Annotated in this window: 21 protein-coding genes; 6 read left to right on the forward strand and 15 right to left on the reverse strand. The window is 69.1% G+C overall.

The genetic code is table 11. The features are described from left to right. Positions 1-137: 137 nt before the first annotated feature. The 10 genes from ACOEQ2_RS12920 to ACOEQ2_RS12965 all read right to left on the reverse strand — a co-directional run bounded on the left by ACOEQ2_RS12920 (position 138) and on the right by ACOEQ2_RS12965 (position 11719). The gene (locus ACOEQ2_RS12920; protein WP_419728379.1) at positions 138-1547 is read right to left on the reverse strand and encodes a tetratricopeptide repeat protein; all 1410 of its coding nucleotides are present in this window, start codon (positions 1545-1547) and stop codon (positions 138-140) included. Continuing rightward, a complete protein-coding gene (locus ACOEQ2_RS12925) occupies positions 1544-2380 on the reverse strand; it encodes an alpha/beta fold hydrolase (RefSeq protein ID WP_419728380.1) in 837 nt (278 codons plus the stop codon). The genes ACOEQ2_RS12920 and ACOEQ2_RS12925 overlap by 4 nt, the downstream gene beginning before the upstream one ends. Beyond that, positions 2370-3398 carry a P1 family peptidase gene (locus tag ACOEQ2_RS12930; protein WP_419728381.1) on the reverse strand — a complete coding sequence of 343 codons (1029 nt, stop codon included), beginning with the start codon at positions 3396-3398 and terminating at the stop codon, positions 2370-2372. The genes ACOEQ2_RS12925 and ACOEQ2_RS12930 overlap by 11 nt, the downstream gene beginning before the upstream one ends. A gap of 11 nt (positions 3399-3409) precedes the next feature. Continuing rightward, the gene (locus tag ACOEQ2_RS12935) at positions 3410-4186 is read right to left on the reverse strand and encodes an ATP-binding cassette domain-containing protein (RefSeq protein ID WP_419728382.1); all 777 of its coding nucleotides are present in this window, start codon (positions 4184-4186) and stop codon (positions 3410-3412) included. Then, positions 4183-5172 (reverse strand): ABC transporter ATP-binding protein, encoded by a 990-nt coding sequence (locus ACOEQ2_RS12940; protein ID WP_419728383.1) that lies wholly within the window; start codon positions 5170-5172, stop codon positions 4183-4185. The genes ACOEQ2_RS12935 and ACOEQ2_RS12940 overlap by 4 nt, the downstream gene beginning before the upstream one ends. Next, positions 5169-6020: an ABC transporter permease gene (locus ACOEQ2_RS12945; RefSeq protein ID WP_419728384.1), complete on the reverse strand. Its 852-nt coding sequence runs from the start codon at positions 6018-6020 to the stop codon at positions 5169-5171. The genes ACOEQ2_RS12940 and ACOEQ2_RS12945 overlap by 4 nt, the downstream gene beginning before the upstream one ends. After that, the gene (locus ACOEQ2_RS12950) at positions 6017-6970 is read right to left on the reverse strand and encodes an ABC transporter permease (protein WP_419728385.1); all 954 of its coding nucleotides are present in this window, start codon (positions 6968-6970) and stop codon (positions 6017-6019) included. The genes ACOEQ2_RS12945 and ACOEQ2_RS12950 overlap by 4 nt, the downstream gene beginning before the upstream one ends. Next, the gene (locus ACOEQ2_RS12955) at positions 6967-8472 is read right to left on the reverse strand and encodes an ABC transporter substrate-binding protein (protein WP_419728386.1); all 1506 of its coding nucleotides are present in this window, start codon (positions 8470-8472) and stop codon (positions 6967-6969) included. Before ACOEQ2_RS12955 ends, ACOEQ2_RS12950 begins: the two co-directional genes overlap by 4 nt. Positions 8473-8568: 96 nt before the next feature. Further along, complete coding sequence (locus ACOEQ2_RS12960) at positions 8569-10737, reverse strand: TonB-dependent receptor (protein ID WP_419728387.1); 2169 nt, start codon at positions 10735-10737, stop codon at positions 8569-8571. A 340-nt stretch (positions 10738-11077) separates the two neighbouring features. After that, entirely contained in the window at positions 11078-11719 is a 642-nt protein-coding gene (locus tag ACOEQ2_RS12965; RefSeq protein ID WP_419728388.1) for an HD domain-containing protein, read from the reverse strand. Between the two features lie 94 nt (positions 11720-11813). Here ACOEQ2_RS12965 and ACOEQ2_RS12970 point away from each other — a divergent pair, with 94 nt between their 5' ends. Then, positions 11814-12803 (forward strand): GlxA family transcriptional regulator, encoded by a 990-nt coding sequence (locus ACOEQ2_RS12970; RefSeq protein ID WP_419728389.1) that lies wholly within the window; start codon positions 11814-11816, stop codon positions 12801-12803. A 486-nt stretch (positions 12804-13289) separates the two neighbouring features. Here the strand turns inward: ACOEQ2_RS12970 and ACOEQ2_RS12975 are convergent, their stop codons facing one another. The 4 genes from ACOEQ2_RS12975 to ACOEQ2_RS12990 all read right to left on the reverse strand — a co-directional run bounded on the left by ACOEQ2_RS12975 (position 13290) and on the right by ACOEQ2_RS12990 (position 17624). Further along, the gene (locus tag ACOEQ2_RS12975; RefSeq protein ID WP_419728390.1) at positions 13290-13706 is read right to left on the reverse strand and encodes a hypothetical protein; all 417 of its coding nucleotides are present in this window, start codon (positions 13704-13706) and stop codon (positions 13290-13292) included. An 86-nt stretch (positions 13707-13792) separates the two neighbouring features. Then, positions 13793-14122, reverse strand: coding sequence for a ferredoxin FdxA (gene fdxA / locus ACOEQ2_RS12980; protein WP_419728391.1), 330 nt, complete (start codon positions 14120-14122; stop codon positions 13793-13795). Between the two features lie 166 nt (positions 14123-14288). Then, entirely contained in the window at positions 14289-14615 is a 327-nt protein-coding gene (locus ACOEQ2_RS12985) for a S4 domain-containing protein (RefSeq protein ID WP_419728392.1), read from the reverse strand. A 9-nt stretch (positions 14616-14624) separates the two neighbouring features. Then, the gene (locus ACOEQ2_RS12990; RefSeq protein ID WP_419728393.1) at positions 14625-17624 is read right to left on the reverse strand and encodes a helicase-related protein; all 3000 of its coding nucleotides are present in this window, start codon (positions 17622-17624) and stop codon (positions 14625-14627) included. A 111-nt stretch (positions 17625-17735) separates the two neighbouring features. Here ACOEQ2_RS12990 and ACOEQ2_RS12995 point away from each other — a divergent pair, with 111 nt between their 5' ends. The 3 genes from ACOEQ2_RS12995 (at position 17736) to ACOEQ2_RS13005 (ending at position 20364) form a co-directional block, all read left to right on the forward strand. Further along, positions 17736-19217, forward strand: coding sequence for a leucyl aminopeptidase family protein (locus tag ACOEQ2_RS12995; protein ID WP_419728394.1), 1482 nt, complete (start codon positions 17736-17738; stop codon positions 19215-19217). Positions 19218-19410: 193 nt separating this feature from the next. Then, a complete protein-coding gene (locus ACOEQ2_RS13000; protein WP_419728395.1) occupies positions 19411-19803 on the forward strand; it encodes a MarR family transcriptional regulator in 393 nt (130 codons plus the stop codon). A 111-nt stretch (positions 19804-19914) separates the two neighbouring features. Continuing rightward, entirely contained in the window at positions 19915-20364 is a 450-nt protein-coding gene (locus tag ACOEQ2_RS13005; protein WP_419728396.1) for a hypothetical protein, read from the forward strand. An 11-nt stretch (positions 20365-20375) separates the two neighbouring features. Here ACOEQ2_RS13005 and ACOEQ2_RS13010 read toward each other — a convergent pair whose 3' ends face one another. Then, positions 20376-21434, reverse strand: coding sequence for a glycosyl transferase (locus ACOEQ2_RS13010; protein WP_419728397.1), 1059 nt, complete (start codon positions 21432-21434; stop codon positions 20376-20378). A gap of 194 nt (positions 21435-21628) precedes the next feature. On the opposite strand from ACOEQ2_RS13010, the gene ACOEQ2_RS13015 reads away from it, so the two are divergent. Beyond that, a complete protein-coding gene (locus ACOEQ2_RS13015; protein WP_419728398.1) occupies positions 21629-23545 on the forward strand; it encodes a polysaccharide biosynthesis protein in 1917 nt (638 codons plus the stop codon). After that, a complete protein-coding gene (locus ACOEQ2_RS13020) occupies positions 23545-24702 on the forward strand; it encodes a DegT/DnrJ/EryC1/StrS family aminotransferase (protein WP_419728399.1) in 1158 nt (385 codons plus the stop codon). The genes ACOEQ2_RS13015 and ACOEQ2_RS13020 overlap by 1 nt, the downstream gene beginning before the upstream one ends.

Here is a 24702-nt window from a genome sequence, read left to right on the forward strand (position 1 = left end):
CCATCCTGCCAGCAAAGACTTCGGAGAGTGTTAACGGATGGCGGGCATTGTCGCCCGGGCCAGGCATTCCTGCACAACTGCAAGGCACGACAGGATGCAGAAGGCAGGGCGCCGGGTCTGGCTGTCTTTCCAGAGCCTCATCGTGGAGCGGTCGCTGCCTCAGGCGGCCGGCACGCCGACGGGCGATGCCGGGACATCGTCAATGCGGCACGGGCACGCGCTTCTGCAGCGAGCGTCGGCAGCCCCAGATCGTCATAGACGCCGGCCAGGATCCGGTTCAGCGCGACGCCGTCGGGATCGAAGCCGCGCCGCATCTCCAGCAATTGCTGCGCGCGGGGCAGGCGCCGCGTCTTCAGCAGGCAGTCGAGCAGGATCTGCTCGAAGAGATCGCGCTGGGCGTGGCTGCCGCCGATCTCCGCAAGTCGCCCGAACGGTGCGTCGAGAAAACGGAGCGCGCTTTCCGGGTCGCCGTTCGCATGCGCCAGCAGACCCTCGGCGATCGGCAGCGCCACCTCGCGCCACACCGCGTCGCACGGCCGATCCCGGAGCGCCGCTGCATCACGGATCGCCTGCAGCAGGTGGCCTGCCTCCGGACGCCCGGCACGCGCCAGGCCATAGAGATACTGCAACGACAGGAACGGATTGGTGACGTCGCCGGCGCGGGCGGAAAGATACCGTCCGAGATCGTTCCAGCGCGGGCCTGCATCGATGCCGGCGAACTCGAACCGGGCCAGCAGCGACACCGCACCGATCTGGTCCTGCGAGAAATCGCGGCTCATCGACCAGCAATGATCGTCGTATGCCGCCAGCGCCTCGTCGTTGCGGCCCTGGCTCAGGTAGAACAGCGCCAGGTGCCACCATTGGTGCGTGACCATGAACGACGTCAGGCCGCTCCAGCTGTCGCGCATCGATTCCAGAAACCGCGCGCCTTCATCGGTGCGGCCCTGGGTCAGCATCACGTGGGCCAGCGCGTGCTGCGCCCACGGATCCGGTCCCAGTGCCAGGGCCGTGCGTGCTGCAGTCTCGGCCTTCTCCAGCAGGTGGCACTGCTCGTAGCCGAACGCCGCCATGCCATGCACGAAGCCGATGTCCGGTGCGGCTGCCAGGCCTGCCAGCGCCACGCGCAGCATCGCCGGGAAGTCGCCGCTGTTGAAGTCGTGGTACTGGTGCAACTTGAGCATCACCAGGTCGCGCGGATAGGCGGCGAGGATGTCCTCGATGCGCACGATCGAGCGCGGCAGGTCATCCTCGATCCAGCATTGCAGTACCGAAACGGCCCTGCGCTCACGATCGTTGGCGGCGCCGGTGGCGTCCTGGGCACGGTTCAAATAGCGCCGCGCGTCCTCCGGGACCGCCCCGGTTTCCGACAGCATCCACAGCAGGCCGGCATAGACGTTCGCCAGGCAGTCCGTATCCCGGTCGGCAGCATCCAGGATGTTGACGATCCGCTTGTCGTACCCGAGCAGCCCGAGCGCGAAATCGTCGACCGCCGCGGCGGTCTCCGGGCGGCTTGCGGACAGCGTGTTGCCGAAGCAATCCCGGTTCATGGCACTTGAGCCTTCCGGACCGCCAGGATCATGTCCCGGATCGCCCGGTCGGTGTCCCCGGGTCGCTCCAGCATGACCTGGTGGCCGCACCGGTCGATCCGGCGCAACTCGGCCCCGGGCAGCAGCGCCGTCAGCCGGGCGACGATATCGATCGGCACGATCCCGTCCTGTTCGCCGGCCAGCACCAGGATCGGCAGCCGCGGCTCCGACACCCTATCCTCGTCGAGCACCGGCGCATTTGCCAGCAGCGCCTGCATCATCGACAGGCGGTTACGGCGCGCGGCGCGCTCCTCGGTGCGGACCATTTCAGGATCCGCATCCGGATGCCAGGCACGCTGCCGGAAACCATGCGCCAGGAGCGGCCGCGCCAGCTCCAGCAGCGGCAATGGCAGCAGGCCCAGCACGCCGCCCAGCAGGCGCCGGCCGGAGAGCTGCCCCAGCGGCGGGGGGCCCACCAGCACCAGTCCGTCGATCGGCACACCCTGCAGCAGCAGCGCGAGTGCCACACGCGTGCCGTAGGAATGGGCGACCAGGATCGTGCGCCTCGTGCGGTGGCGATCCAGCATCACGCGCGCATCGGCGACCAGCTCGGTGCCGGCATAGCCTGCGAGCTTCCGGGGCTTCGGGCTGCGTCCGTGGCCGATCGCGTCCCAGGCGACCAGATTGCACCCGACATCGCCCAGGGAGTCCCACTGGAAGCGCCACTGCTCCTTGTTGCCGCCGGCGCCGTGCAGGAAGAACAGCGTGGTGTCGGCGCCGATGTCCCGGACCGCCACGTGCAGGCGACGTCCGGGGCGGATTTCCTCGAGGCTGCCGCCGAGCTCAGGGGTCATGCGATGCTCCGGATGCGGTGCCAGCGTTCCCGAACCGGCTGTGCCAGCAGGGTTGTTCGCCCGGCCAGCCTTGCGACCGCGCCTCGAAGACGCCGCGTGCGATGGCCCGGGCCATGACCAGGGTGGCGGCGAGGCAGAGGCCGGACAGTTCGGCATCACCACCGCCGAGCGCCCTGGCACCGGTCGAAACGCCGAACACCGTATCGCCGTCGCGTGGCAGATGCGCCGGCAGCACGGCGCGCGCCACGCCGTCCTGCGCCAGGATCGCCAGGCGCCTGGCCTGTTTCGCGGTCAGGCTGGCGTCGGTGGCGACGATGCCGATCGTGGTGCCCCACACCGCGACCGGCTTCACGCGCAGCTGCAGCGCGTCGTCGGTGAATGCGGCGGGCAGGCCGCGGCCGCCGAACTCGCTATCCCGTTCGAACGGGGCCGACCAGAAATGCGGTCCGTCGCCGACGGTGGCACTGCCGACGGCATTCACCGCGACCAGGGCCGCGACGCGATGGCCCTCCGGCGTCGTCATGCTGGCCGAGCCAATTCCGCCCTTCAGGGTTGCGGTGGTAGCGCCAAGCCCGGCCCCGACGCTGCCGAGCCCGAAGCGTCCGGCCTCGGCGGCACGCGCGGCGTCATAGCCGAGCCGGGTGTACGGGGAGTAGCGGCCCCATTCCTTGTCGCCGCCATTGGCCAGGTCGAACAGGCTGGCCTGCACCACCAGCGGCACGCGGATCACGCCCGGCACCGGGTCGGCTGCGAAATCCTCGCGCAAGGCGGCCTGTACCCCCGAGGTGGCGTCGAGCCCATAGGTCGATCCGCCCGACAGCACGACGGCCTGGACGTGCTCGACCGTCATGTCGAGATCCAGCAACGCCGCTTCCCGTGATGCCGGCGCACCCCCGAGCAGGCTGGCGGCCGCGATCATCGGGTGGTCGAACAGCACCACGGTGACGCCGGATCGGAGCGCCGGATCGTCGGCATGGCCGACCCGGATCCCGGGAATGTCGGTCAGCAGGTTCAGCATCGGGCGGTCCATCATGGCCCCGAAGTAGCACGGGTGCCGGGGAGTGCCGCGATCAGCCGGCGGGTGACCTCGTGTCGGGGTGCGCGCATGACCTGTTCCGCGTCCCCCTGCTCGACGATCCGCCCGGCATCCAGCACCAGCACCCGCTGGGCCACGTGGCGGATCACACCCAGGTCGTGGCTGATGAACACATAGGCAAGGTCCAGGCGCCGGCGCAGCTCCAGCAGCAGGTTCAGCACCTGCGCCTGCACCGAGACGTCGAGCGCCGACACCGGCTCGTCGGCGATCAGCAGCGCCGGCCGGGTCACCAGGGCGCGGGCGATGGCGATGCGCTGGCGCTGGCCGCCGGAGAACTCGTGCGGGTAGTGCCGCACGGCATCGGCCGGCAGCGACACCGCCTCCAGCGCCTCGCGCACCCGCTCCCTCCGTGCCGCCCGGTCCAGCCCCAGTGCCAGCAAGGGTTCCGCCACCGTGCTGCCGATCCGGAGCCGCGGATCGAGCGAGCCGTACGGGTCCTGGAACACCGCCTGGATCTGGGTGCGGACAGCGCGGATGGCGTTGCGGTCGGTGCCGAACAGGTCGGTGCCGCGGAAGGTCACGGTGCCGCTGTCGGGCGGTTCCAGTCCCATCAGGATGCGTGCGAGCGTCGACTTGCCGGACCCGGAACCGCCGATGATCCCGAGCGTCTCGCCCGGCGCCACGACCAGGTCGATGCCCGAGAGCACCGTCGGCTGACCGCTTCCGTAGGATCGGGTCAGGCCGGCCGCCTCGAGCAGGATCGCGCTCATGCGGCGATCAGCGGGTGCAGGCAGGCGACCCGGTGTGGCTCGGCCGATGCGGTGTCGCCGATGACGACCAGCGGCGGTTGGGCGGGCAGGCAGTCCGGTTGCATGCGCGGGCAGCGGGAGGCAAAGCAGCAGCCGTCACCACGCGAGAATGGTGGCGGCACCTGGCCGGGGATCGTCGGCAGCACGCTCCCCGGGGTCACGGTCCCGACATGCAGCCCGCTCGCGAACAGCCCCTCGGTGTAGGGGTGCGCTCGTGCGGCAAGCAGCGCCGGTATGGTCGCGGTCTCCACGGTATGACCAGCGTATAGTACCAGCGCGTGCGAGCAGACCTGCGCAAGCAGACCCAGATCGTGCGTGATCAGCAGCAGGCCCATGCGTCGCTCGGCCACCAGCTCGGCCAGCAGCTCCAGGATCTGCGCCTGGGTGGTCATGTCGAGTGCGGTCGAAAGCTCATCGGCGATCAGCAGCGACGGGTCGCAGGCGAGAGCCACCGCGATCATCACGCGCTGCCGTTGGCCGCCGGAGAGCCGGTGCGGCAGCGAGTGCGGCGACACCACCGCCCCCGGCAGCCCGACCCGATCGAGCAGCCGGCCCGCGCGCGCTTCCGCCTCCGCACGCCCGAGACGCAGATGCAGGCGCATGCCTTCGGCGACCTGGCGGCCGATCGGCTGCGTCGGATTGAGCGCGCGCGTCGGCTCCTGGAACACCATCGACACCCGCCGGCCACGCACCCGGCACAGCGCGGGTTCGGTGAGCGTCAGCAGGTCGATGCCGTCCAGCCGGATCGCGCCGGACGCCCGCATCGCCGGCGGCAGCAGTCCGATCAGCGACAGCGCCAATACCGACTTGCCGCAGCCGGACTCGCCGACGATGCCGAGCGCGCTGCCGGCCTGCAGGCTGAACCCGACCCGGTCCAGGATTGCAGCCTCACGCCCGTCCTGGCGCAGATGCACCGACAGCGCCTCGACTTCCAGCAGCGCGCTCATGGCGCGTGCGGCAGCGTCGGATCGAGCAGGTCGCGCACGCCGTCCCCGAGCAGGTTGAAGCCCAGCACCAGCAGCGCCACCACGGCTCCCGGCGCCACCACCAGCAGCGGATCGTCGAAGATGCGGGTCTGGTAGTCGGCGAGCGCCCGTCCGAGGCTCGGCAGCGGCGGCGGCAGGCCGAGCCCGAGATAGGACAACCCGGCCTCCGACAGCTCGGCGACCGCCAGCGCCAGAGTCACCTGCACCAGCAGCATCGCCACGATGTTCGGCAGCACGTGATGTGCGAGCACGGCGACACGGCCGCGTCCGGCGATGCGTGCGGCGGCGACGAAATCCTGGTTCAGCACCGACAGGCTGGCGCTGCGGGTCAGCCGCACGAAGGCGGGGATGTTGAACACGCCGATCGCCAGGATCTCGCCACCCGCGCCCGGACCCTTCGCCGCGACGATCATCGCCGCGGTCAGCAGCGGCGGGAAGGCGAGGCAGAGATCGGTCGCGCGCATCACCACCGCACTGCGCCACCCGGGGGAGGCTGCGGCAAGTCCCAGCGGCACGCCCACGAGGAAGGCGGCAGCGATCGCGGCGACGCACACCGACGTGCTGTTGGCCGCACCCGCCATCAGGATCGACAGCAGGTCACGACCGAACGGGTCGGTGCCGAGCAGGTGCACGGATGATGGCGAGGCGAGGCGGTGCAGGATGTCCAGCCGCCCGGGCGGATACGGTGTCCAGACCACCGAAAGCGCGGCCGGCAGCAGCACCAGTGCGAGGATCAGCAGCCCGAGCCACAGGCTTGGATGTCGAAGCCGGCGCCGGTGCCGCACCGACCGTATCGGCGACGCCGTCACGCGCGCGCGGTTCCGGATCCCAGGCGCGGATCGAGCCGGAGCGAGACCAGGTCGACGGCGAAGTTCACCAGCAGCACCGTCGAGACCAGCATCACCACCAGGTCCTGCACGACGATCAGGTCGCGCTGGTTGATCGCCTCGTAGAGCAGGCGGCCGAGCCCGGGCAGGTTGAAGACGTTCTCGACGATGATCGTGCCGGTCAGCAGCAGCGGGAACTGGATGCCGATCAGCGTGACCACCGGGATCAGCGCGTTCGGCACCGCATGCCGCCAGAGTGCGGCGCGCCGGGTCAGGCCCTTGGCGCGGGCGGTGCGGACGAAATCCTGACCGAGTGCCGACAGCGTCGAGGAGCGCATGAACCGGGCCAGGATCGCCGCCTGCGGCAACGCGAGCGCCAGTGACGGCAGCACCAGCGCCAGCAGCGCGCGTGCCGGCGACTGCTGCCAACCAGGGAAGCCGCCAGATGGCAGCCAATGCAGTGCCAGCGCGAACACCAGGATCAGCAGCACGCCGCCCCAGAAATCCGGGATCGCCTTGAACAGCTGTGCCGCCAGCATGATCGCGGTGTCACTGGTGCGTCCCTGCCGGCTCGCCGCCGCGACCCCAACCGGGATCCCGATTGCTACCGAAAGCACCAGCGTGATCGCAGCCAGCGGCAGGGTGATCAGCAGCCGGCTGCCGATCAGCTGCGACACCGGGATGCCGTAGGTGGTGCTGGTGCCGAGATGCAGGCTGAGCAGGCCGCCGATCCAGCGCAGGTAGCGGACCGCGAGCGGCGCATCGAGGCCGAGCTGGTGGTGCAGGGCGGCGACGGTGTCCGGCCGTGCATCGACGCCCAGCATGACCATGGCCGGATCGCCCGGCAGCAGGTTCAGCACCAGGAACACGATGAGCGAGCCGGCCAGCAGGGTCGCGACCATGCCGGCCACCCGCCCGAGCGGGCCGTTCATGGCGACCAGGTCACTCCGGCGACCGGGATCGCGGCGATCGGCTGATTGTGCCACATGCCGTGCAGCTTCGCGTCCCACACGCCGTAGCGGGGCGTCGAGAACAGGAACACGTTGGGTTCGTCATCGGCGAGCTTCTGCTGCAGCTGCACCGAAAGCGCGTGCCGTGCAGCCGGATCGTTGGTGCTCTCGTAACGCTGGAACAGGGTTCGGTAGGCTGCATCGTGGTAGCCGAAATAATAGCTGGGCCGGGCATAGATATCGAGATCGTGCGGTTCGGTGTGAGCCACGATCGTGGTCTGGTAGGCGGCGTGCGCGAACACCTGCGACAGCCATTGCGGCCACTCGACCGGCACCAGCGTCACGTTCAGCCCGACCTCACCGAGGAAGGCCGCGACCAGCTCGCCGGACTTGCGGGCGTAATCGACCGGCGGGATGGTGATGGCGATCGGCGTGCCGGGCTTCACTCCGGCAGCGGCGAGCAGCTGCTTCGCCTTGGCAGGATCGAACGGATACCGCCCGGACAGGTCGACATAATCCGGATCCGACGGGCTCATATGCGAGCCGATCACCGTGCCGTCACCGTCGCCGATCGCCTGCAGCATGGCGTGCCGGTCGATCGCGTACGCCAGCGCCTGCCGCACACGGATATCGTCGAACGGGTGCACGGCCTCGTTCAACGCCATCAGGATCTTGATCGGGAAGGTGCCCTTCTCCACGGCGAAGCGCGGATCGCCGCGGAACCGGGCCAGCAGTTCCTGGGACGGGAACGACGGGTAGGCGTCGAGCTGGCCGCCCTCGAGCGCATTGGTCGCGGCCAGCGGGTCGGTGATGAAGCGGAAAACGACCGTCCGGATGGCGGGCTTGGGCCCCCAATAGGCGTCGTTGCGCTCCAGCGTCAGGCTGTCGCCGCGACGCCAGGACGAGAACCGGTACGGGCCGGTGCCGATCGGATGGGTGGCGTTCCCGGCGGCACTGCCCGGTGCGATCATCGCCGCGTCCGGCCAGGCCATGTCGTAGAGGAAGCTGCCGACCGGCCTGGTCAGCGTTACCACCGCCTCCACCGGCGACGGGCACTCAACCTTGGCGATCGGCTCGAAGAACTGCTTCTGCGGGTTGATGCTGTCCTTCGCCGCCGCGCGCCCGTAGGAGAACTGCACGACCGGGCAATCGAACGCCGTGCCGTCCTGGAACTTCACCCCCGGCTGCAGGTGAAAATCGTAACGCAGCCCGTCCGGCGAGACCGTCCAGTCATGCGCCAGCAGAGGCTGCACGTGGCCGTCCTGGTCGATCGCCGTCAGCCCCTCGAAGACGTTCCCGTTGGTGATCGACCGGATCGACTCCGCCGGATTGGCGCTCGGATCCAGCGTCGGTGGCTCGAGCGCCAGCCCGATCGACAGCGTCGTCTTCGGGGCGGCCGCCTCTGCAGCTGCCGTCCCGCCGGCGACGAGCAGCATGACCGCGAGCATCGGCCGCAACCGGTCCGGTCCGGAAATCTGGCGCACACTGTGACCTTTCGAGGCTACGGCCCGGGAAGCACGCGGGCCATGCGGGGTCATACTGCGTCCTCCCGCCCGGCGGTCAACCTCACGGAGTCGCGGTCAGTAGTTCACCGAGAGCCGCACGCCCCAGGTTGCCGGCAATCCGGCCAGTGCGATGTCGTCGCCCTGGACGAAGAAGTTGCGCGTGACGTCGTACTGCTTGTCCAGGATGTTCTGCCCGAAGGCGGCCAGGCTCCAGCGGCCGTTCTTCGGCGACAGGCTGACCGATGTATTGAACAGGGTATAGCCGGCGACGTTGTAGAGCGGCCCGAACAGCGAGCGCTGCGTGCTGCGCAGGCTGTAATCGCCTTCGGTGACCAGATCGAACTGCCCGAGATCCCACCTGTAACTTACCGATCCGTTCATCGTGATCTTCGGCGCCGGCAGGCTGTCGCCCTTGCGGCTGGCATCGATGGCGACATACTTGCCGTCGACAAGGTTGGCGCCGGTGATCGCGTTGAAGTCGTCGAATTGTCCCGTGGCCCAGCCGGCCGACTGCGTCAGGGTCAGCCTGGGCAGTGGCGTCCAGCTGGTCTCGAACTCGCCGCCATAAAGATGCGAACGGGGCGCGTTGACGATCACGCCGATCGGCCCGACCGTCGGATTGACCACCTCCGATTGCACCTGCTGGTCGTGATAATCGTAATAGAATGCCGAGATGTTGAAACGCAGGTGCTGATCCGGCACCTCGAGCTTGTTGCCGATCTCGTACGCCCAGAGTTTTTCCGGCTGGAACGGCGCGGTAGATGCTGCAGGGTCGGGCGAGTTGTACGTCGTGAACCCACCCGACTTGATGCCCCGGCTGACCGACGCATAGATCATGTCACGATGGATCGGGCTGTAGTCCAGCTCGATCTTCCCGGACGGCAGGGTATAGCTGGTGCTCTGGGGTCCGACGGAGTCGGCAGGATTGGTGAGCACGTCGTTTGCCAGGAACTGCGAGGTGAAATTGTTGAGCCGGCGGGTTTCGTGCTCGATGCGCAGGCCGCCGATCAGGGTCAGCGCGTTGGTGACCTTGTAGTTGGCCTGGCCGAAACCGCTGATCGTGTTGACGGTCTGGGAGTAATGCACGTTCCCTTCCAGGCCATAGATGTCGTCGAACCCGGAGCGGTAGATGTCGCTCAGAAACTGGTTCGAATAGAAGATGCCGCCGACCCAGTTGAGCCGCCCGCCATCGCGTGAGGTCAGCCGCAGCTCGTTGGAGAACACGTCGGCGCGGCTGTTCAGGAACACGTCCGCGATCGACTGCGAGGAAGCGTCGAAATTGTCGTACTCGGTGCGCTGCGCGTAATCCTCGCTGATCAGGTCGGTCAGGGTGGCGAAACTCAGCGTCTGGTCGGCGCGCAGGCTGGTGCCGGCGGTGTCGACATGGGTGAACGGCTTCTGGTTCGGCTGGATGCCGATCTCGTTCGCGAACACCTTCGAGGTGCCCCAGCCGGTCGCGAAACGATCCGTGTCGGCAGGCTCGATCGGTGCCAGCGGATTGAGATCGTTCACCGCGGTCAACGGCGCGTACAGGTGCAGCCCGTCGGCGTCGGAGCGATCGTGGCTGCCATGCAGGTTGAGCTCCAGCTTCAGCGTGTCGGTCACCTCGGCGTCGAGCAGCAGGCGCAGCGCGTTGCGGTTGACGTCGCCCAGTACCGATCCGTCGCCGTCGCGATTATGCTCGAACGCGCCGCCATGCTGCGTTTCGCCGGAAATCCGGAACTGCACCCGGTCACTGATCGGCCCGGACACGAAGCCATCCACCTTGGAGCTGTCGAAGCTGCCGTACTGCGTGTCGATCCCGGCGATCAGATCGGGCGTCGGCTTGTTCAGGATGTAATTGATCGCGCCGCCGGTGGTGTTGCGGCCATACAGCGTGCCCTGCGGACCGCGCAGCACCTCGACACGCTGGACGTCGAAGGTGCTTTCGTTGGTGGCGAACGGTACCGGCAGCGACACCTCGTCGACATAGATGCCGACGCTGGGCGCGTTGTTGCTCGCATAGTCGTCGAAGCCCAGGCCGCGGATCGCGAACGACGGTTGGCCGCTGCCGAACTGCGGCGTCACCTGCAACGACGGTGTCAGATACTGCAGGTCGAACACGTCGTTGACGTTGCGGGTCACCAGAGTGTTGCCCGAAATCACGCTGATCGAGCTTCCGACGTTCTGCACGTTCTGCGTGCGCCGCTCCGACGTGACGGTGATCTCCTCGGTGCCGTCTGCCGGCGCCGGCGTGCTGGTCACGGCCGCCTCACCGGATCCGACGACCTGGGCCCGCGCCGTTCCCGAAACTTCGATCGCGATGCAGGCAAGGCTTGCCAGCAACGAAGCACGCGCGATTGGCCAGGCGCTACGGTTATCGCTCCGGAATGACACCTTGTCGGTCTGGCGGCCCGGTGGCTCCATCTGCCAGTCTTTCCTCGATGCCTGCTCGGATCCGATCTGCCGCCCCGGCACAATGTGCTCGGTCAGCTGCGTCAGCGCGTTTCCCTATTACACCGATCGGGACCGTGCAAGACCCCTGCCTGAGCCATAATCCACCAGTGTCATTCGTGCAACAGGCTGGTCCGCAACAGAGTGGCGCTCAGCCGTGCCAATGCGATCCGCGGATGACGCTGCAGAAATTGCCGCGGTGGAAATGCGGATCCTTGTCGGCAAGCACGTCGGCCTTGACGTTGCCGAAGGTCGTCTCCGGCTTGTGCCTGATCGCGTCATAGAAGGCCTGAATGATGTCCTCCTTGAAGTGCGGCGTGCGCGGAAACACCTGCACCACCGCGTCGCGTTGCGCGTCCGGGTATTCGTCGTAGCTCAGGCCCAGCACATCCATCTCGACGCCGGCGGTCATCAGTGCGACCACAGGGTGCATGTGCTTCGGAATGCCTGGCGTCGTGTGCAACGCGATCGCGGTCCAGACCGTGTCGATGTCGGCCTGCGCGATGCCATGCCGCCGCAGGAAGTCGCGCGCAGCATTGGCGCCATCGACCTCGAAACGTTCGTCGGCGCTGCTGTGGGTCCTGGTCAGGCCCATGTCGTGGAACATCGCGCCCGCATAGAGCAGTTCCGGATCGAAGCCGAGACCGCGCCGCTCGCCGGCGAGTGCCCCGAACAGGTACACGCGGCTCGAGTGGTTGAACAGCAGCTCGGACTCGGTGTCGCGCACGAGTTCGGTCACCTCACGGGCGAGCCTGCTGTCGGGGATCCTGATGATGTCGCGTTCCGTGGTCATGATGAGCGTCCTTTCCGGTATGGCATCAGCCTAGACGCTCCCCCGCATGGCCACTACAGTCGTATCACGACGAAAACGGACATTCCACGAGACAATGCGACGCGAACCACGCCCGAGGACGATCGGCATCCTGGCACTCCCCGGTGTGCAGCTGCTCGACGTCGCGGGTCCCGTCGACGTGTTCGCCGAGGCCAATATCCAGTCCGGCGGCCTGGCCTATCTGACCGAGGTGATCGCGACGGCGCCTGGTCCGGTGACGAGCTCGTCCGGCCTGCGCATCCTTCCCAACCAGGTGCTCGGCCAGGACATGCCCGCCGCCTTCGACACCCTGCTGGTCGCAGGCGGCCCGCATCTCGCCGACCGGGCCGCCGATCCGGCTCTGCTCGACTGGCTGCGGATGCAAGCGCCGCGGAGCCGTCGGTATGGTTCGGTCTGCACCGGGGCGATGCTGCTGGCGGCCACCGGACTGCTCGACGGCCGCCGGATCACTACGCACTGGGCCGTCGCGGAGCAGCTCGCCGCGCGTTTCCCCGAGGTCCGGCTCGAGACCGATGCGCTTCATGTCCGTGACGGGCCGTTGCGCACGGCCGCCGGCGTGACCGCAGGCCTCGACCTGGCGCTGGCCCTGGTCGAGGAGGATCTCGGGCCGGGGATCGCGAAGCAGGTCGCCTCGCAGCTCGTGATGTTCTTCAAGCGACCGGGCGGCCAGCTGCAGTTCAGCCGGCGCGCGGAGGCCAGTCCGGCCGGCCGATCGGCGCTGCAGGAGATCCAGCGCTGGGTGATCTCCAACCCGCAGGCGGATGCCAGCCTGGCGGCACTGGCGGCGCGCGCCGGGCTGAGTGCGCGGCATTTCGCGCGGGTGTTCCGACAGGAGCTGCGCACCACCCCGAGCGCCTGGGTCGAATCGATCCGGGTGGAGGCCGCCCGGCATCGACTGGAAGCCGGCGAGCGGCCGAAGCAGGTCGCGGTCGCCTGCGGGTTCGGCGAGATCGACACCTTCCGCCGCGCCTTCCAGCGCCAGCTCGGCGTCACGCCAGCCGAGTATCGCCGCCGGTTCGAGGGCATCGGTCACGCGAGTCCGTAGCTGGGTCCCGGCAATTCCTGAAGATGAAAGCCCAGCGGCCGAGTACTCACCATCGCCGCAGTTCAGGCTCTGTCACGACGCGGGATCGACACGATACGAACGGCCATGCGTGCCGCCATCGGCCGCCCCCCTCCCGCTGCTCGGAACCTGTTCCATTGAAGCGCCCCGCGTGGACAGGCTGGCCAGCTGCGACGTTCCCTGCTCGCACCGTGAGGTCAACGACCTCGGCATCGCGCTCAGGGACGCAGTATCCGTGGACGGCACCCCGCAGCCTGAATCTGACTGGAGGCGGCGGGCTGCAGCAGGCGGCGCTGGACGCCAGGATCGCCTTGACCATCAGGCCGCATGCCGATGCCTAGCTGAAGCAGAGGCGGGCGGAGCTGTCACCTGAGTCCCCATGCGCGGGACAGCGCCGGTTATCGACCGCAGGACGGGGTGTTCGTGAGCATCCTGCCGCACGAGGCCCCGCATCCAGTCCCGGGTTCATCACCGGGGACTCGCGGATGATCGCAGGAGCCGCCGGACGAGGCGCTGCGGGAACGCCAGCGTGACCAGCACCGAGGCGGTCAGCGGGGCGATCGTGTCGAGCGCGAACAACGCGCGATGATCCATAAGCAGCAGGCTGCCGCGCTCGAGCAGGCGGGGCAGGGGCGACGCGCGCAACAGCAGCAGGTCGATCACCGGGATGGTCGCCGCCGCCAGCAGCTTGGGCCAATGCCGGTTCGGCGTGCGAGCTGCGATCACGCCGATCAGCAGGCCACTCGGCAGCAGGCCCTTGACGAGCCCGAGAAGTCCCAGTCCGAGCAGCGCCGGCACCAGCATCACCGACAGCAGCAGCCACCGGAACAGCTCCCAGGTGAACACCACCATCACCAGGAAGAACGCCGCCGGCACCGTCGTCACATAGAGTGCCGTGAACAGCAGCGTCGCCAGGGCCAGCCGCCCGACCCTCGGTCCCGGGAGCGGGCGGTCGTCCTGAGCCGGGCCGGTTAGCTCCCGGGGTTCGGCGAGAACTGGTCGGCCTTGCCCGGCTTGTCTTTCCATTCGTCAGCGTCTGCCGGAGGGGTGCCCTTGCGGGTGATGTTCGGCCAGGTCTTGGCGTAGGTCGTGTTGGCCTCCGCCCAGGCGCCGGCGCGGTCGTCGCTGTCGGGGAAGATCGCCTCGGCCGGGCATTCCGGCTCGCACACGCCGCAATCGATGCACTCGTCCGGATTGATCACGAGCATGTTCTCGCCCGCATAGAAGCAGTCGACCGGACAGACCTCGACGCAGTCCATGTATTTGCAGCGGATGCAGTTCTCGGTGACCACGTAGGTCATCGCCATCTCCGATCATGCGGCGTCGCCCTCACGAACGATCGCCTCTCAAAACAGCCCGCAAGCGAGCGTGGACCGACCATCGAGCCAGTCCTGCTGCAGGGCGCGACATATGAAAGTGTTTCCGGTCGAGCGCAAGCCGCGAGGGTCCCCCCGCACGCGACGGTGCTCATTCCCCGGGTCCCCCAGGAGATGCCGGGTGCGCCGGCCCGGCTTCCGGGATGTCCTCATACAAGGTGCGCGCTTCCGGCGCCGGCCCGCGCCGCCTGGCCAGTGACACCACCCGAACCACCCGCACGTCGCGGCCCGGAAGCGGCAGCGTCAGCACATCGCCCGGCCGCAGACGGGCATGCGCCTTCTCGGTCGGCTGCCGGTTGATGCGCACCAGCCCGCCCTCGATCAGCCGGACGCAGTCGGACCGCGCCTTCAGGAAGCGCGCGCACCACAGCCACATATCCAGTCGCTGCCAGTCACGACCCTCCGCCTCGGAGACCACGGCGCGGCCTTAGCGACCGAACCGCAACTTCGCCAACACGGCGAACGGGTTGTCCGGATCGATTTCGCGACGGGGCGGCCTCGGCGGCTGCGCAACAGGTCGTGATGCCGGCTTCGGTCGCCGGTCATCCAGCCGGATCGGCCGCTGCTGGCTGACCGGCTCGACATCACCACCCGTCCGCGGGGTGGCGGACTCCACGATCACGGGAGCCACCGGCGGCGGCGCGGCGCTCGGGTCTTCCGCGCGAGCATCGTCCCGTGGCGCTGCCGTCGTCGGCGTGCGGTGTGGCCTGGCCGCCTTTGCCGCGTGCCGCGTACGGGCGAGGTGGCGGGCGCGATCGCCACGCGGGCCGAGCATCGCCGGCGGTGGTGGTCCGAAGGCGTCGTCCGGCAGAGCCACCGGGGGCAGCATCCGCACCCCCAGCGCCGGCAGCACCAGCGGCAGCAGCTCGGTGCGCGTCGAGAGCCGGGAGGCCAGGTCGGCGGGCAGGGCGGTCGGACGCCGCCGGGTCAGCCAGAGCAGCTCGCCGGCAACCCGCTCGGCAATATCGAGCCGCAGCAGCAGCGGACCGCACTCGACCCAGCCCAGTTTCGTCAGGAAGCCGGCCTGTGCTCCGTCCAGGGTGTCGCGCGGCATCGAGATGCGACCCTCCTGTGGCAGCGTCGGCAGCGGAATGCCGGCGCGGATCGCCAGCAGCATCGCCCGCAACCGCGCCGGCCGCGGCTTCAGCAGCGCCGGCATGAACACCGCGAACCGGCCCGCCCGCACGCCGAGCGGCTTCAACCGCGCCCGCAGCAGCGGCGAGACCGGCTGCCGGCTGCCGCGCGTGCGGGGTTGGCCGGCGTGCCCATCCGCGGGTCCGCCGGCAGCCTCGGCCCCAGGGTCCGCCCGACGCTGTGGCTCCGCGGCAGGCACGCCGCCACCCTGGCCGACAGCCAGCCCGGCCTGCTCGGTCAGCAGATGCAGCACGCCGCGCATCTCGGCGTCGTCGGCGGCACGGCGTTCCGCTTCGAACAGCGGTGCCAGCACCTGCGCCACCGTTGCCTCCACGTATGCCTGCAGCCTGGCCCGCACCCGCTCGCGCTGGGCCCCGTCGAGGAACTCGCTGTCGCGGACCTCGACCATCGGCCGCAGCAGCGACACCCCGGGCCGCAGCCGCCCGACCGGCGCCGCGTTCCAGCACACCAGCCGCCCATCCTCGCTCAGCGAGAAGTCGGTGTCCGCGGCCACACTCAGCGCCTGCACGCGGCGGGGGATCTCCTCGCGCAGGGCCCGGCGTGCCGCCCGCAGCACCAGGCGCTTCTCGGGCCCCTCCGCCTGCGGGTCCGGGATCAACGAGAACCCCGAAACGTGACCGACAGAGTGGCCCTCGACCACCACCTCGCCGCGCGCCGTCACCGCCGACAGCAGATCGGAGCCGCCGGACCGCTCGGCCTCGTCGAGGCTGCGGATCAGCAGCGCAGCGCGACGATCCACGAAGCGCGCGGTCAGCCGTTCATGCAGCGCGTCCGAAAGCAGGTCCTCGATCTCGCGCGCCTTGGCCTGCCACGCGGGTGCGTCCTCGAGCCAGTCGCGGCGGGCGGCGATGTAGGCGCACACCCTGACCCCGGACAGCCGCTGCATCAGCGTGTCGATGTCGCCATCGGCGCGGTTGAGCCCGTTCAGCAGCGACTCGAGCCATACCGCCGACAGCCGCCCCGACTGCATCACGTCGAAGAACACCCGCGCGCACAGCCTGGTGTGGCTGTCGTCCCCGAGCTTGCGGAAGTCGGGGATCTGGCACGCCTCCCACAGCAACCTGGTGGCGGATCGGCTGACCGCGAGCCGGCGCACCTCCGGGTCCATGCTGAGCGCCTGCAGCGTCTGCAGATCCGACGCGTCGTTGCCGGACGCAAGCCCCCGGAACGGCGGCGGCTCCATCAGGCTGGACAGCAGCGCATCCGGTCCCGACAGGTCGAGCGCGTCGTTGCGCCAGAACAGCTGCTCGAGCGGATCGAACCGGTGCGCCTCCACGGCCTCCACGATGTCGTCGGGCATCGGCGGGCAGGTTCCGGTGGTGCCGAAGGTGCCGTCGCGCATGCCACGCCCGGCGCGTCCGGCGATCTGCGCCACCTCGGCCGCGGTCAGCCGGCGCGGCCGGGCGCCATCGAACTTCGACAGGCCGGCAAAGCCCACATGGTTCACGTCCATGTTGAGGCCCATGCCGATCGCGTCGGTGGCGACCAGATAGTCGACCTCTTTCTCCTGGTACAGCGCCACCTGGGCGTTGCGGGTGCGCGGGCTGAGCCGGCCCATCACCACCGCACAGCCGCCGCGGCGCCGGCGGATCAGCTCGGCGATGGCGTAGACTTCGGCCGCCGAGAACGCGACCACGGCGGAGCGCGGCGGCAGCTTGGTGAGCTTGCCCGGCCCGACATTCAGCAGCTGCGACAGCCTCGGCCTGGTCTCGATCTCGACCTGCGGGATCAGCCGCGACAGCAGCGGGCGAATCGTCTCGGCACCCAGGAACATGGTCTCGACCAGCCCGCGCGCATGCAGCAGCCGGTCGGTAAACACATGGCCACGGTCGGGGTCGGCGCAGAGCTGGATCTCGTCGACCGCCACGAACTCCGGCCGGATCATGCCCTCGCCGCCCGGCCGGTTGGCCCCGGGGGCAGGGCCGCCGATCTGGTCCAGCGGCATCGCCTCGACGGTGCAGGAGAACCAGCGCGCGTCGGGCGGGACGATCTTTTCCTCGCCGGTGATCAGCCCGACCCGGGCGACGCCCTTCTGCGCCACCATGCGGTCGTAGTTCTCACGCGCGAGCAGCCGCAGCGGGAAGCCGATGATGCCGGAGCTGTGCGCCAGCAGCCGCTCCATCGCCAGGTGCGTCTTGCCGGTGTTGGTCGGACCGAGCACGGCCTTCACACGGGGCGCGAAAGCGCCGCTGCGAGGCTCCTCGCGCCGCCCCTGACTTGGGAGGTCGGGGAGCAGAGTTGGGCCACGCGGCCGGAAAGGGGGGCCCGTCATGGACGGATGGTCGGTCGCCTGGGCGCGGTTTGCAAGGTCGCGCGGGTGTCGTCAGGATTCTGCCGCATGCGCCGGCGAAGTCCCGGCACGTGCCACCTCAAGGAATGCCGCATGTTCGACCGCCCGCTCGACTGCCTGATCACCTCGTCGGCACTCGCGCCCGACCAGCGCGTGCGCGATATCCACGCCGTGCGTCCGGAGGGGCTGCCGGCGCTGCCCGGCATGCTCGGAGCCGCAAGCGCCGCCTGGCTTACCGCGAACGGGTTCCGGGGCCGTGCCGGCGAGCTGGTGAAGCTGCCGGGGCCGGACGGGATTGCCGCAGCCGTGCTCGGCCTGGGTCCGGAGCCGCAGCCGTCGATCCGGCAGTCGCCGCATCCGTTCGGCAGCCTTGCCGCGGCTCTGGCAGACCAGCAGGAGGATCCCGAAACCGGAGGCACTGCAGCGGTATGGCGGCTGCTGCTGCCGGCGGGCGTTGCACTGGACGATGCGGTGCTCGGCTTCTGTCTCGGCGCCTACCGTTTCGACCGGTTGCGATCCAAGGCCGGGCCCGATCGCGTGCAGCAGGCCCTGCTGCTGCTGCCCGCGGACGAGGAAGCGTATCGCTCCGGAGCCGAGATCGCGCGCGCGACGTGGCTTGCCCGTGACCTGATCAACATGCCGGCCAACCTGCTCGGCCCGCTCGAGTTGGCGGAGGCGGCGCAGCAGGTGATGCGGGCGTTCGGTGCCGACGCGCAGATCATCGCCGGCGACGATCTGGCGCGCGAGTATCCGGCGGTGGCCGCGGTGGGGGCCGGATCGGTGCGGCCGCCGCAGGTGTTGGTGGCGCGCTGGCGCGGGTCGCAGGCGGGCGACGACGCACCGTTGCTGTCGCTGGTCGGCAAGGGCGTCTGCTTCGATACCGGTGGCTACGACATCAAGCCGTCCGCCGGGATGCTGCGCATGAAGAAGGACATGGGCGGCGCGGCGATCATGCTAGCGCTGGCCAGGCTGGTGATGGCGCACGACCTGCCGGTGCGGCTGGAGCTCAGGCTGGGCTGCGTCGAGAACAGCATCTCCGGCAGTGCGATGCGGCCTTCCGACGTGATCCGGACCCGTCGTGGCCTGTCCGTCGAGATCGGCAACACCGACGCCGAGGGCCGGCTGGTGCTCTGCGACCTGCTGGCCGAAGCGTCCGATGCCGCGCCGGACCTGCTGCTCGACGCCGCGACCCTGACGGGTGCCGCCCGGACGGCACTCGGACCGGACCTGCCCGCATTGTTCTGCAACGACGAGTCGACGGCGCTGCATCTCGGCCGGGCAGGCCTGCAGTCGCACGACCCGATCTGGCGGCTGCCGCTCTGGGGAGGCTACGACGACTGGCTTTCCAGTCCGATTGCAGACCTGAACAATGTTTCATCCAAGCCGATGGCCGGATCGATCACCGCTTCACTGTTTCTTCATCGTTTCGTGGCCAAATCAGCGCGGTGGGCACATCTCGACACCTACGCCTGGAATGATCAAACCCGTGCCGGCCGTCCGGAGGGGGGAGAGGCGCTCGGACTCCGAGCAATGTTCCACGCACTGTTGCCGATTCTTAATCTTCGACCGGACTGAAACACTCCAGTAACGTAATCGGGAATGAACCAAGTCATTTCCGGGGATTATAAGACGGACTTGTATCTCCTGGAGATTCGCATCCGGCGAACCAGGGTTCTGGTGTGCAAGCACCAACGGTCGTTCGGTGCGCCTGACGACCAAGCGGAGCAGCGTTCTGCCGCTCCGTCTCGACCATGAAGGGAACTGCAGGATGGCCCAGGCCTCAACGACCGACCACCTGGTTGCAACACTTCGGGACACCGTCGTTTCGATGGTCCGCCGCGATGGGCCTGACCTGTCGGCGCGACAGCTCGGCGTTTTCCTCACCTGCTACCTGCAGGACGGCGCCCATACCGTGCGTGGCCTCGCTGCAGACCTCAACGTTTCGAAGCCCGCGATCACCCGCGCGCTCGATCGGCTCGGTGAACTCGATCTCGCCCGTCGCAAGGTGGATCCGATGGACCGCCGCTCGATCCTGGTGCAGCGTACCCTCAAGGGTGCGGCTTATCTTCGCGAGCTGCGCTCGATCATGTCCGAGGCCTCGACCACCTCGCGCCGTTCCGGCCCTGTCGAGGAACGGAGCGGCCGTCGCGCTGCTGGCTGATCATCCACCGCCTGACACGGCTGGCGGAACGCGGCCGGGCGTGTCGGCTCTACCGGATGAACCGAGGTTCGCGTGATGCGGCCCTCGATCATGAATTTAAGGAGCGCCCCAATGCGCCTATCCGCCTTTTCGACCAGTCTTGGCCTTGCCCTGGCTGTGTCTGCCATGCCCGCGCTCGCAGCTCAGGATCCGGGCACGAACCATCGTCCGGACGGCTACGTCACGATCGTAGCCAAGGCGGCCGACGTCGGCATCGGCTTCACCTGGGGTGATGGCGTGCTCAAGTATCACGGCCACACCTACCATTTCTCGGTAAAGGGTGTTGACGTGGCGGCGGTCGGCTTTTCCAAGGTGGTCGGTCATGGACGCGTCTATGACCTCAGGAACCTGCATGACTTCGACGGAACCTATGCCGCTGCGAACGGTGAGGCGACCGTGGGCAGCGGGCTCGGAGGCCGTGCCCTCACGAACGGCAACGGCGTCGTGATTCGTATCGACGACGTGACGAAGGGCGCTCGGCTTGCCGGCGCAGCCCAGGGGATCGAGCTGACGCTCCGCTAGATCGATCCGCTTCAGGACCAGCCTGCCAGTCCGGCCCGCCTTGCGCGGTGCCGGACGATCCACGTCCAGACCAGTTGCGGCGTCAGGACGACGCAGATGGCCATCGTCGGCGATGATGGCGCCATGACGACGGCGATGACGCTGCCCCATGTCGCAAAGCCCCAATGTATCAGCGTCACGACCGGTGCGGAGAGACCGGAGCGCGAGGCGACCTGATAGAGATGTCCGCGATGCGCCTCGGTAATCCGCTCGCCATTGATCGCCCTGCGGGCAAGAGTGAACACGACGTCCCACAGGATGCCGGCCAGAGCGAGCGGCACGAGCAGGCCAAGGCCGAGGGAGGTGCCGTCCCGTCCTCCCGACGCAGCAAGCAGCAGTGCGAACGCTCCCAGCAGAAGGCCACACGCCTGGCTGCCGACATCGCCCAGGAAGATCCGGGCGCGGGGATAGTTGAAGGGCAGGAACCCGGCCAATCCCGCGGCGGTCATGATGGCGGCCGCGGACAGGAGCGGGTTCTGCAATCGCCAGGCTAGCCAGCCCACGGCAACGCTCGCGATCAGGCCGCTGCCGGACGCCAGGCCGTTCAGGCCGTCGATGAAGTTGAACGCGTTGGTTGCCAGGAGCAGCCAGCACAGTGAGGCCAGCACCAGTGGCAGCACCATGACGCAGGGTAGGTGGGTCGGCAGCAGCACCGCCACCGCACCGATGGCGAGGCTTCCAGCCGCCGCCTGCGCTGCCAGCTTGATCTGGAAGCCGAATTGCCGAAGGTCGTCCGCCCAGGACACCACGGCCAGCAGCAGCACCGCGAGCAGCAGCAGCAGCGTCGCTGGTCGTTCGCCGGACTGCCCGGGCAGAAGCAACAGAGCCGCCGGAACACCGGCCATGACCGCCGCCACGACGCCTGCGCCACCGCCCTTCGGCGTCGGGCGATCATGCGAGCTGCGACTGCCCGGCACATCCAGCACGCCGACCCGGATCATCCGCCGGACCACCACGCCGGACAGCAAGGCCGCCAACACCGCGAGCCCGAGCAGCGCCGGCAGACGTGCCGCCATGTCCTGATGCGCCATGACGACCTCCTGAGTTGGCACTCGATCGAGCCGCTCGTGCCCTTCTAGCGCGGCGGACGCTGGGCTATAGGGTCGCGAAGATGCCCTCGCAACGTCCCTTGCTGCGTCCTCGGTCGGAGTCTCCGGCGTCTCCACCCCTCGCCAGGGCCGCAGCACCGCCCAAGCGTATTGACCGGCGCCGAAGCTTCCGGCCGATGAACCGGATCCTGGTCAACATCGCGCTCGACGGTGCGCTGGCCGCAGTGGCAGCGCCGATCGCGCGCTGGCTGGCGGATCCGCAAGGCGGGCTGATCCATCCGCTCTGGTTCCTCGCCGGTGGCGCCATCACCCTGGTGATCGTCGGCGTCCCGTTCCGCATGCCGCAGCAGTACTGGCGGTTTTCCGGTGTCGCCGATCTCATGGGGATCGCCGGGGCTTCGGTGGCGAGTGCGGTGCTGTTTGCCGGCCTGCTGCTGGCGACCGGTTTCCGGCTGCCAAGCATTACCTTCCCGATCATACACGCCCTGACCCTGCTGGTGCTGCTGGGCGGCCTGCGCATCGTCTATCGCCTGAGCCAGGGGCGCTTCGGCCCGGCGGCTGCGACCGCGCCGACCCAGAACGTGCTGCTCGTCGGCGCCGACGAGGCCGCCGACCTGTTCCTGCGTGCGGTGCAGCGCGCCCGCGATACGCCGTTGCGGATCACCGGGCTGCTCGCCTATGGCAGCCACCAGCCCGGTCGCCGGATCCATGGCGTGCCGATCCTGGGCACCTTGCGCGATGTCGGCCCGGTGCTCGACCGGCTCGAGCGGCAGGGCCTGCGTCCCGACGGTCTAGTGGTGACCGACCCGGAACTGCGCGGCAGCGACCTGGCGGCGATCATCCGCGAGGCCGACCGGCTCTCGATCCCGGTCGGCCGGGTGCCGGATCCGACCACGCTGTCGCCGGCATCACGCGTGGAACTGCGCCCGGTGGCCATCGAGGACCTGCTGAACCGGCCACAGGTGGCGCTCGATACCCAGGCGATGGCGCGCCTGGTGCGTGGCCGCCGGGTGCTGGTGACCGGCGCCGGCGGCACGATCGGCTCGGAACTGGCACGCCAGGTGGCTGCCCTGTCGCCTGAGCTGCTGGTGCTGCTCGATCATGGCGAGTTCGCGCTGTGGCAGGTCGATCTCGAGCTGGCCGAACTGGCCCCGGACGTGACGCGGCGGACCGTGGTGGCCGACATCCGCGACGCCGGCCGGCTGGCGACGCTGTTCGCCGAGTTCCGCCCGGAGATCGTGTTCCACGCAGCCGCCCTGAAGCACGTGCCGATTGTCGAGGCCAACCAGGCCGAGGGCATGCTCACCAATATCGTCGGCACCCGCCAGGTGGCGGATGCGGCGGCGCAGGCGGGAGCATCGGAGATGGTGCTGATCTCGACCGACAAGGCGGTCAATCCGAGCAGCGTGATGGGTGCGTCGAAGCGGGCCGCGGAGATGTATTGCCAGTCGCTCGACATCGCCGCCCGGCGTGCCGGGACCGGGATGCGCTGCGTGACCGTGCGGTTCGGCAACGTGCTCGGCAGCACCGGGTCGGTGGTGCCGCTGTTCCGCCGCCAGCTCGAGCGTGGCGGCCCGCTCACCGTGACCCATCCCGACATGCAGCGCTTCTTCATGACGGTGAGCGAGGCCGTCGGGCTGGTGCTGCAGGCCAGCGCGGTCGGAGCCAGCCAGGACCGGACGGCCGCCGCCGATACCGACGCTCTGCTGCAGGATGGCGGCATCTTCGTGCTCGACATGGGCGAGCCGGTGAAGATCGTCGACCTGGCGCGGCAGATGATCCGGCTCGCCGGCCTGCGCCCGGATGACGACGTGCAGATCCGCTTCACCGGCCTGCGCCCCGGCGAGAAGCTGTTCGAGGAGCTGTTCCATGGCAGCGAGCCGCCGGTGCCGACCGGCTATCCCGGGCTGCTGATGGCCACGCCGCGCACCGCCGATCCGGTGGTGGTCGGGCAGGCGCTCGCGGCGATCGGTGCCAGCTGCCGCGCCGGTCATGCGGACCAGGCGCTTGCCCTGCTCAAGCGCCTGGTGCCGGAATTCGTCCACAACCCGGACGGCGCCACGGAAACCGCCGAGCCCGAGAGGATCCTGTGATGAACCCCGATGGTCCCGCCCCGAGACAGGTCGCGTTTCTCGACCTGAAGGCGCAGGCGGCCCGGATGGCCCCGGCCCTGCGCGCGCGCATCGATGCCGTGCTGGCGCATTGCCAGTTCGTGCTCGGGCCGGAGGTGCAGGAGCTGGAGTCACGGCTGGCGGACTTCTGCGGAGCGGCGCATTGCGTCGCTGTCAGTTCCGGCACCGACGCGCTGCAGATCGCCATGATGGCCGCCGGCATCGGGCCGGGCGATGCCGTGTTCCTGCCCGCCTTCACCTATACCGCGACCGCGGAGGTGCCGCTGGTGCTGGGTGCGACACCGGTGTTCGTCGATGTCGACGCGCACACCTTCCAGATCGATCCGGCGCATCTGCGGCTGCGGATCGAGGCGGTGCGGCAGGCGGGCACGCTGCGGCCGGCAGCGATCGTCGGTGTCGACCTGTTCGGCCAGCCGGCGCCCTGGCCGGAGCTTCGGCAGATCGCCGGTGACGCGGGCATGTTCCTGCTGGACGACTGCGCGCAGAGCTTCGGCGGCAGCCTGGATGGCGTTCGGCTCGGTCGCGAGGCGGATGCGACCGCGATCAGCTTCTTTCCCTCCAAGCCGCTCGGTGGCTATGGCGATGGTGGCGCGTTGCTGACCGACGACGCGGACCGGGCCAGGCTGTATCGCAGCCTGCGCTCGCACGGCGAAGGCGAGACCCGCTACGAGGTCCTGCGCACCGGCATGAACGGCCGGCTCGACACGCTGCAGGCGGCGGTGCTGCTGGCCAAGCTCGACGCGTTCGAGGGTGAGCTCGATCGCCGCGAGCGGATCGCCGACACCTACGATCGTGGCCTCGCCGGGTTCGCCGGGATCCCGGCACGAGTGGCCGGTGGTCGCAGTGCCTGGGCGGTGTATGCGGTGCTGCTCGAGGACGGTGCCGCGCGTGACCGCATGCAGGCGACCTTGCGCGAGCAGGGCGTGCCGACCGCGATCTATTACCCGCGGCCGCTGCATCACCAGCCGGCCTACCGTCCGCATCACGACGACACGCCGTTGCCGGTTTCCGAGGATCTTGCCAGCCGCATCCTGGCCCTGCCGATCCATCCCGAGCTCGACGACGCGGATGTCGAGCACGTCGTGCAGGCATTCCGGAGCGCCGCGCGGTCCACCTGA

Origin of the sequence: Lichenicola sp. (assembly GCF_965198575.1) — a bacterium.
Classification (GTDB): domain Bacteria; phylum Pseudomonadota; class Alphaproteobacteria; order Acetobacterales; family Acetobacteraceae; genus Lichenicola.

What these genes read in the sequence shown, in the direction of transcription:
- ACOEQ2_RS12920 (WP_419728379.1), bottom strand. Translation starts at nt 1,547, where the DNA reads ATGAACCGGGATTGCTTCGGCAACACGCTGTCCGCAAGCCGCCCGGAG.
- ACOEQ2_RS12925 (WP_419728380.1), bottom strand. Translation starts at nt 2,380, where the DNA reads ATGACCCCTGAGCTCGGCGGCAGCCTCGAGGAAATCCGCCCCGGACGT.
- ACOEQ2_RS12930 (WP_419728381.1), bottom strand. Translation starts at nt 3,398, where the DNA reads ATGCTGAACCTGCTGACCGACATTCCCGGGATCCGGGTCGGCCATGCC.
- ACOEQ2_RS12935 (WP_419728382.1), bottom strand. Translation starts at nt 4,186, where the DNA reads ATGAGCGCGATCCTGCTCGAGGCGGCCGGCCTGACCCGATCCTACGGA.
- ACOEQ2_RS12940 (WP_419728383.1), bottom strand. Translation starts at nt 5,172, where the DNA reads ATGAGCGCGCTGCTGGAAGTCGAGGCGCTGTCGGTGCATCTGCGCCAG.
- ACOEQ2_RS12950 (WP_419728385.1), bottom strand. Translation starts at nt 6,970, where the DNA reads ATGAACGGCCCGCTCGGGCGGGTGGCCGGCATGGTCGCGACCCTGCTG.
- ACOEQ2_RS12965 (WP_419728388.1), bottom strand. Translation starts at nt 11,719, where the DNA reads ATGACCACGGAACGCGACATCATCAGGATCCCCGACAGCAGGCTCGCC.
- ACOEQ2_RS12970 (WP_419728389.1), top strand. Translation starts at nt 11,814, where the DNA reads ATGCGACGCGAACCACGCCCGAGGACGATCGGCATCCTGGCACTCCCC.
- fdxA (WP_419728391.1), bottom strand. Translation starts at nt 14,122, where the DNA reads ATGACCTACGTGGTCACCGAGAACTGCATCCGCTGCAAATACATGGAC.
- ACOEQ2_RS12990 (WP_419728393.1), bottom strand. Translation starts at nt 17,624, where the DNA reads ATGACGGGCCCCCCTTTCCGGCCGCGTGGCCCAACTCTGCTCCCCGAC.
- ACOEQ2_RS12995 (WP_419728394.1), top strand. Translation starts at nt 17,736, where the DNA reads ATGTTCGACCGCCCGCTCGACTGCCTGATCACCTCGTCGGCACTCGCG.
- ACOEQ2_RS13000 (WP_419728395.1), top strand. Translation starts at nt 19,411, where the DNA reads ATGGCCCAGGCCTCAACGACCGACCACCTGGTTGCAACACTTCGGGAC.
- ACOEQ2_RS13005 (WP_419728396.1), top strand. Translation starts at nt 19,915, where the DNA reads ATGCGCCTATCCGCCTTTTCGACCAGTCTTGGCCTTGCCCTGGCTGTG.
- ACOEQ2_RS13010 (WP_419728397.1), bottom strand. Translation starts at nt 21,434, where the DNA reads ATGGCGCATCAGGACATGGCGGCACGTCTGCCGGCGCTGCTCGGGCTC.
- ACOEQ2_RS13015 (WP_419728398.1), top strand. Translation starts at nt 21,629, where the DNA reads ATGAACCGGATCCTGGTCAACATCGCGCTCGACGGTGCGCTGGCCGCA.
- ACOEQ2_RS13020 (WP_419728399.1), top strand. Translation starts at nt 23,545, where the DNA reads ATGAACCCCGATGGTCCCGCCCCGAGACAGGTCGCGTTTCTCGACCTG.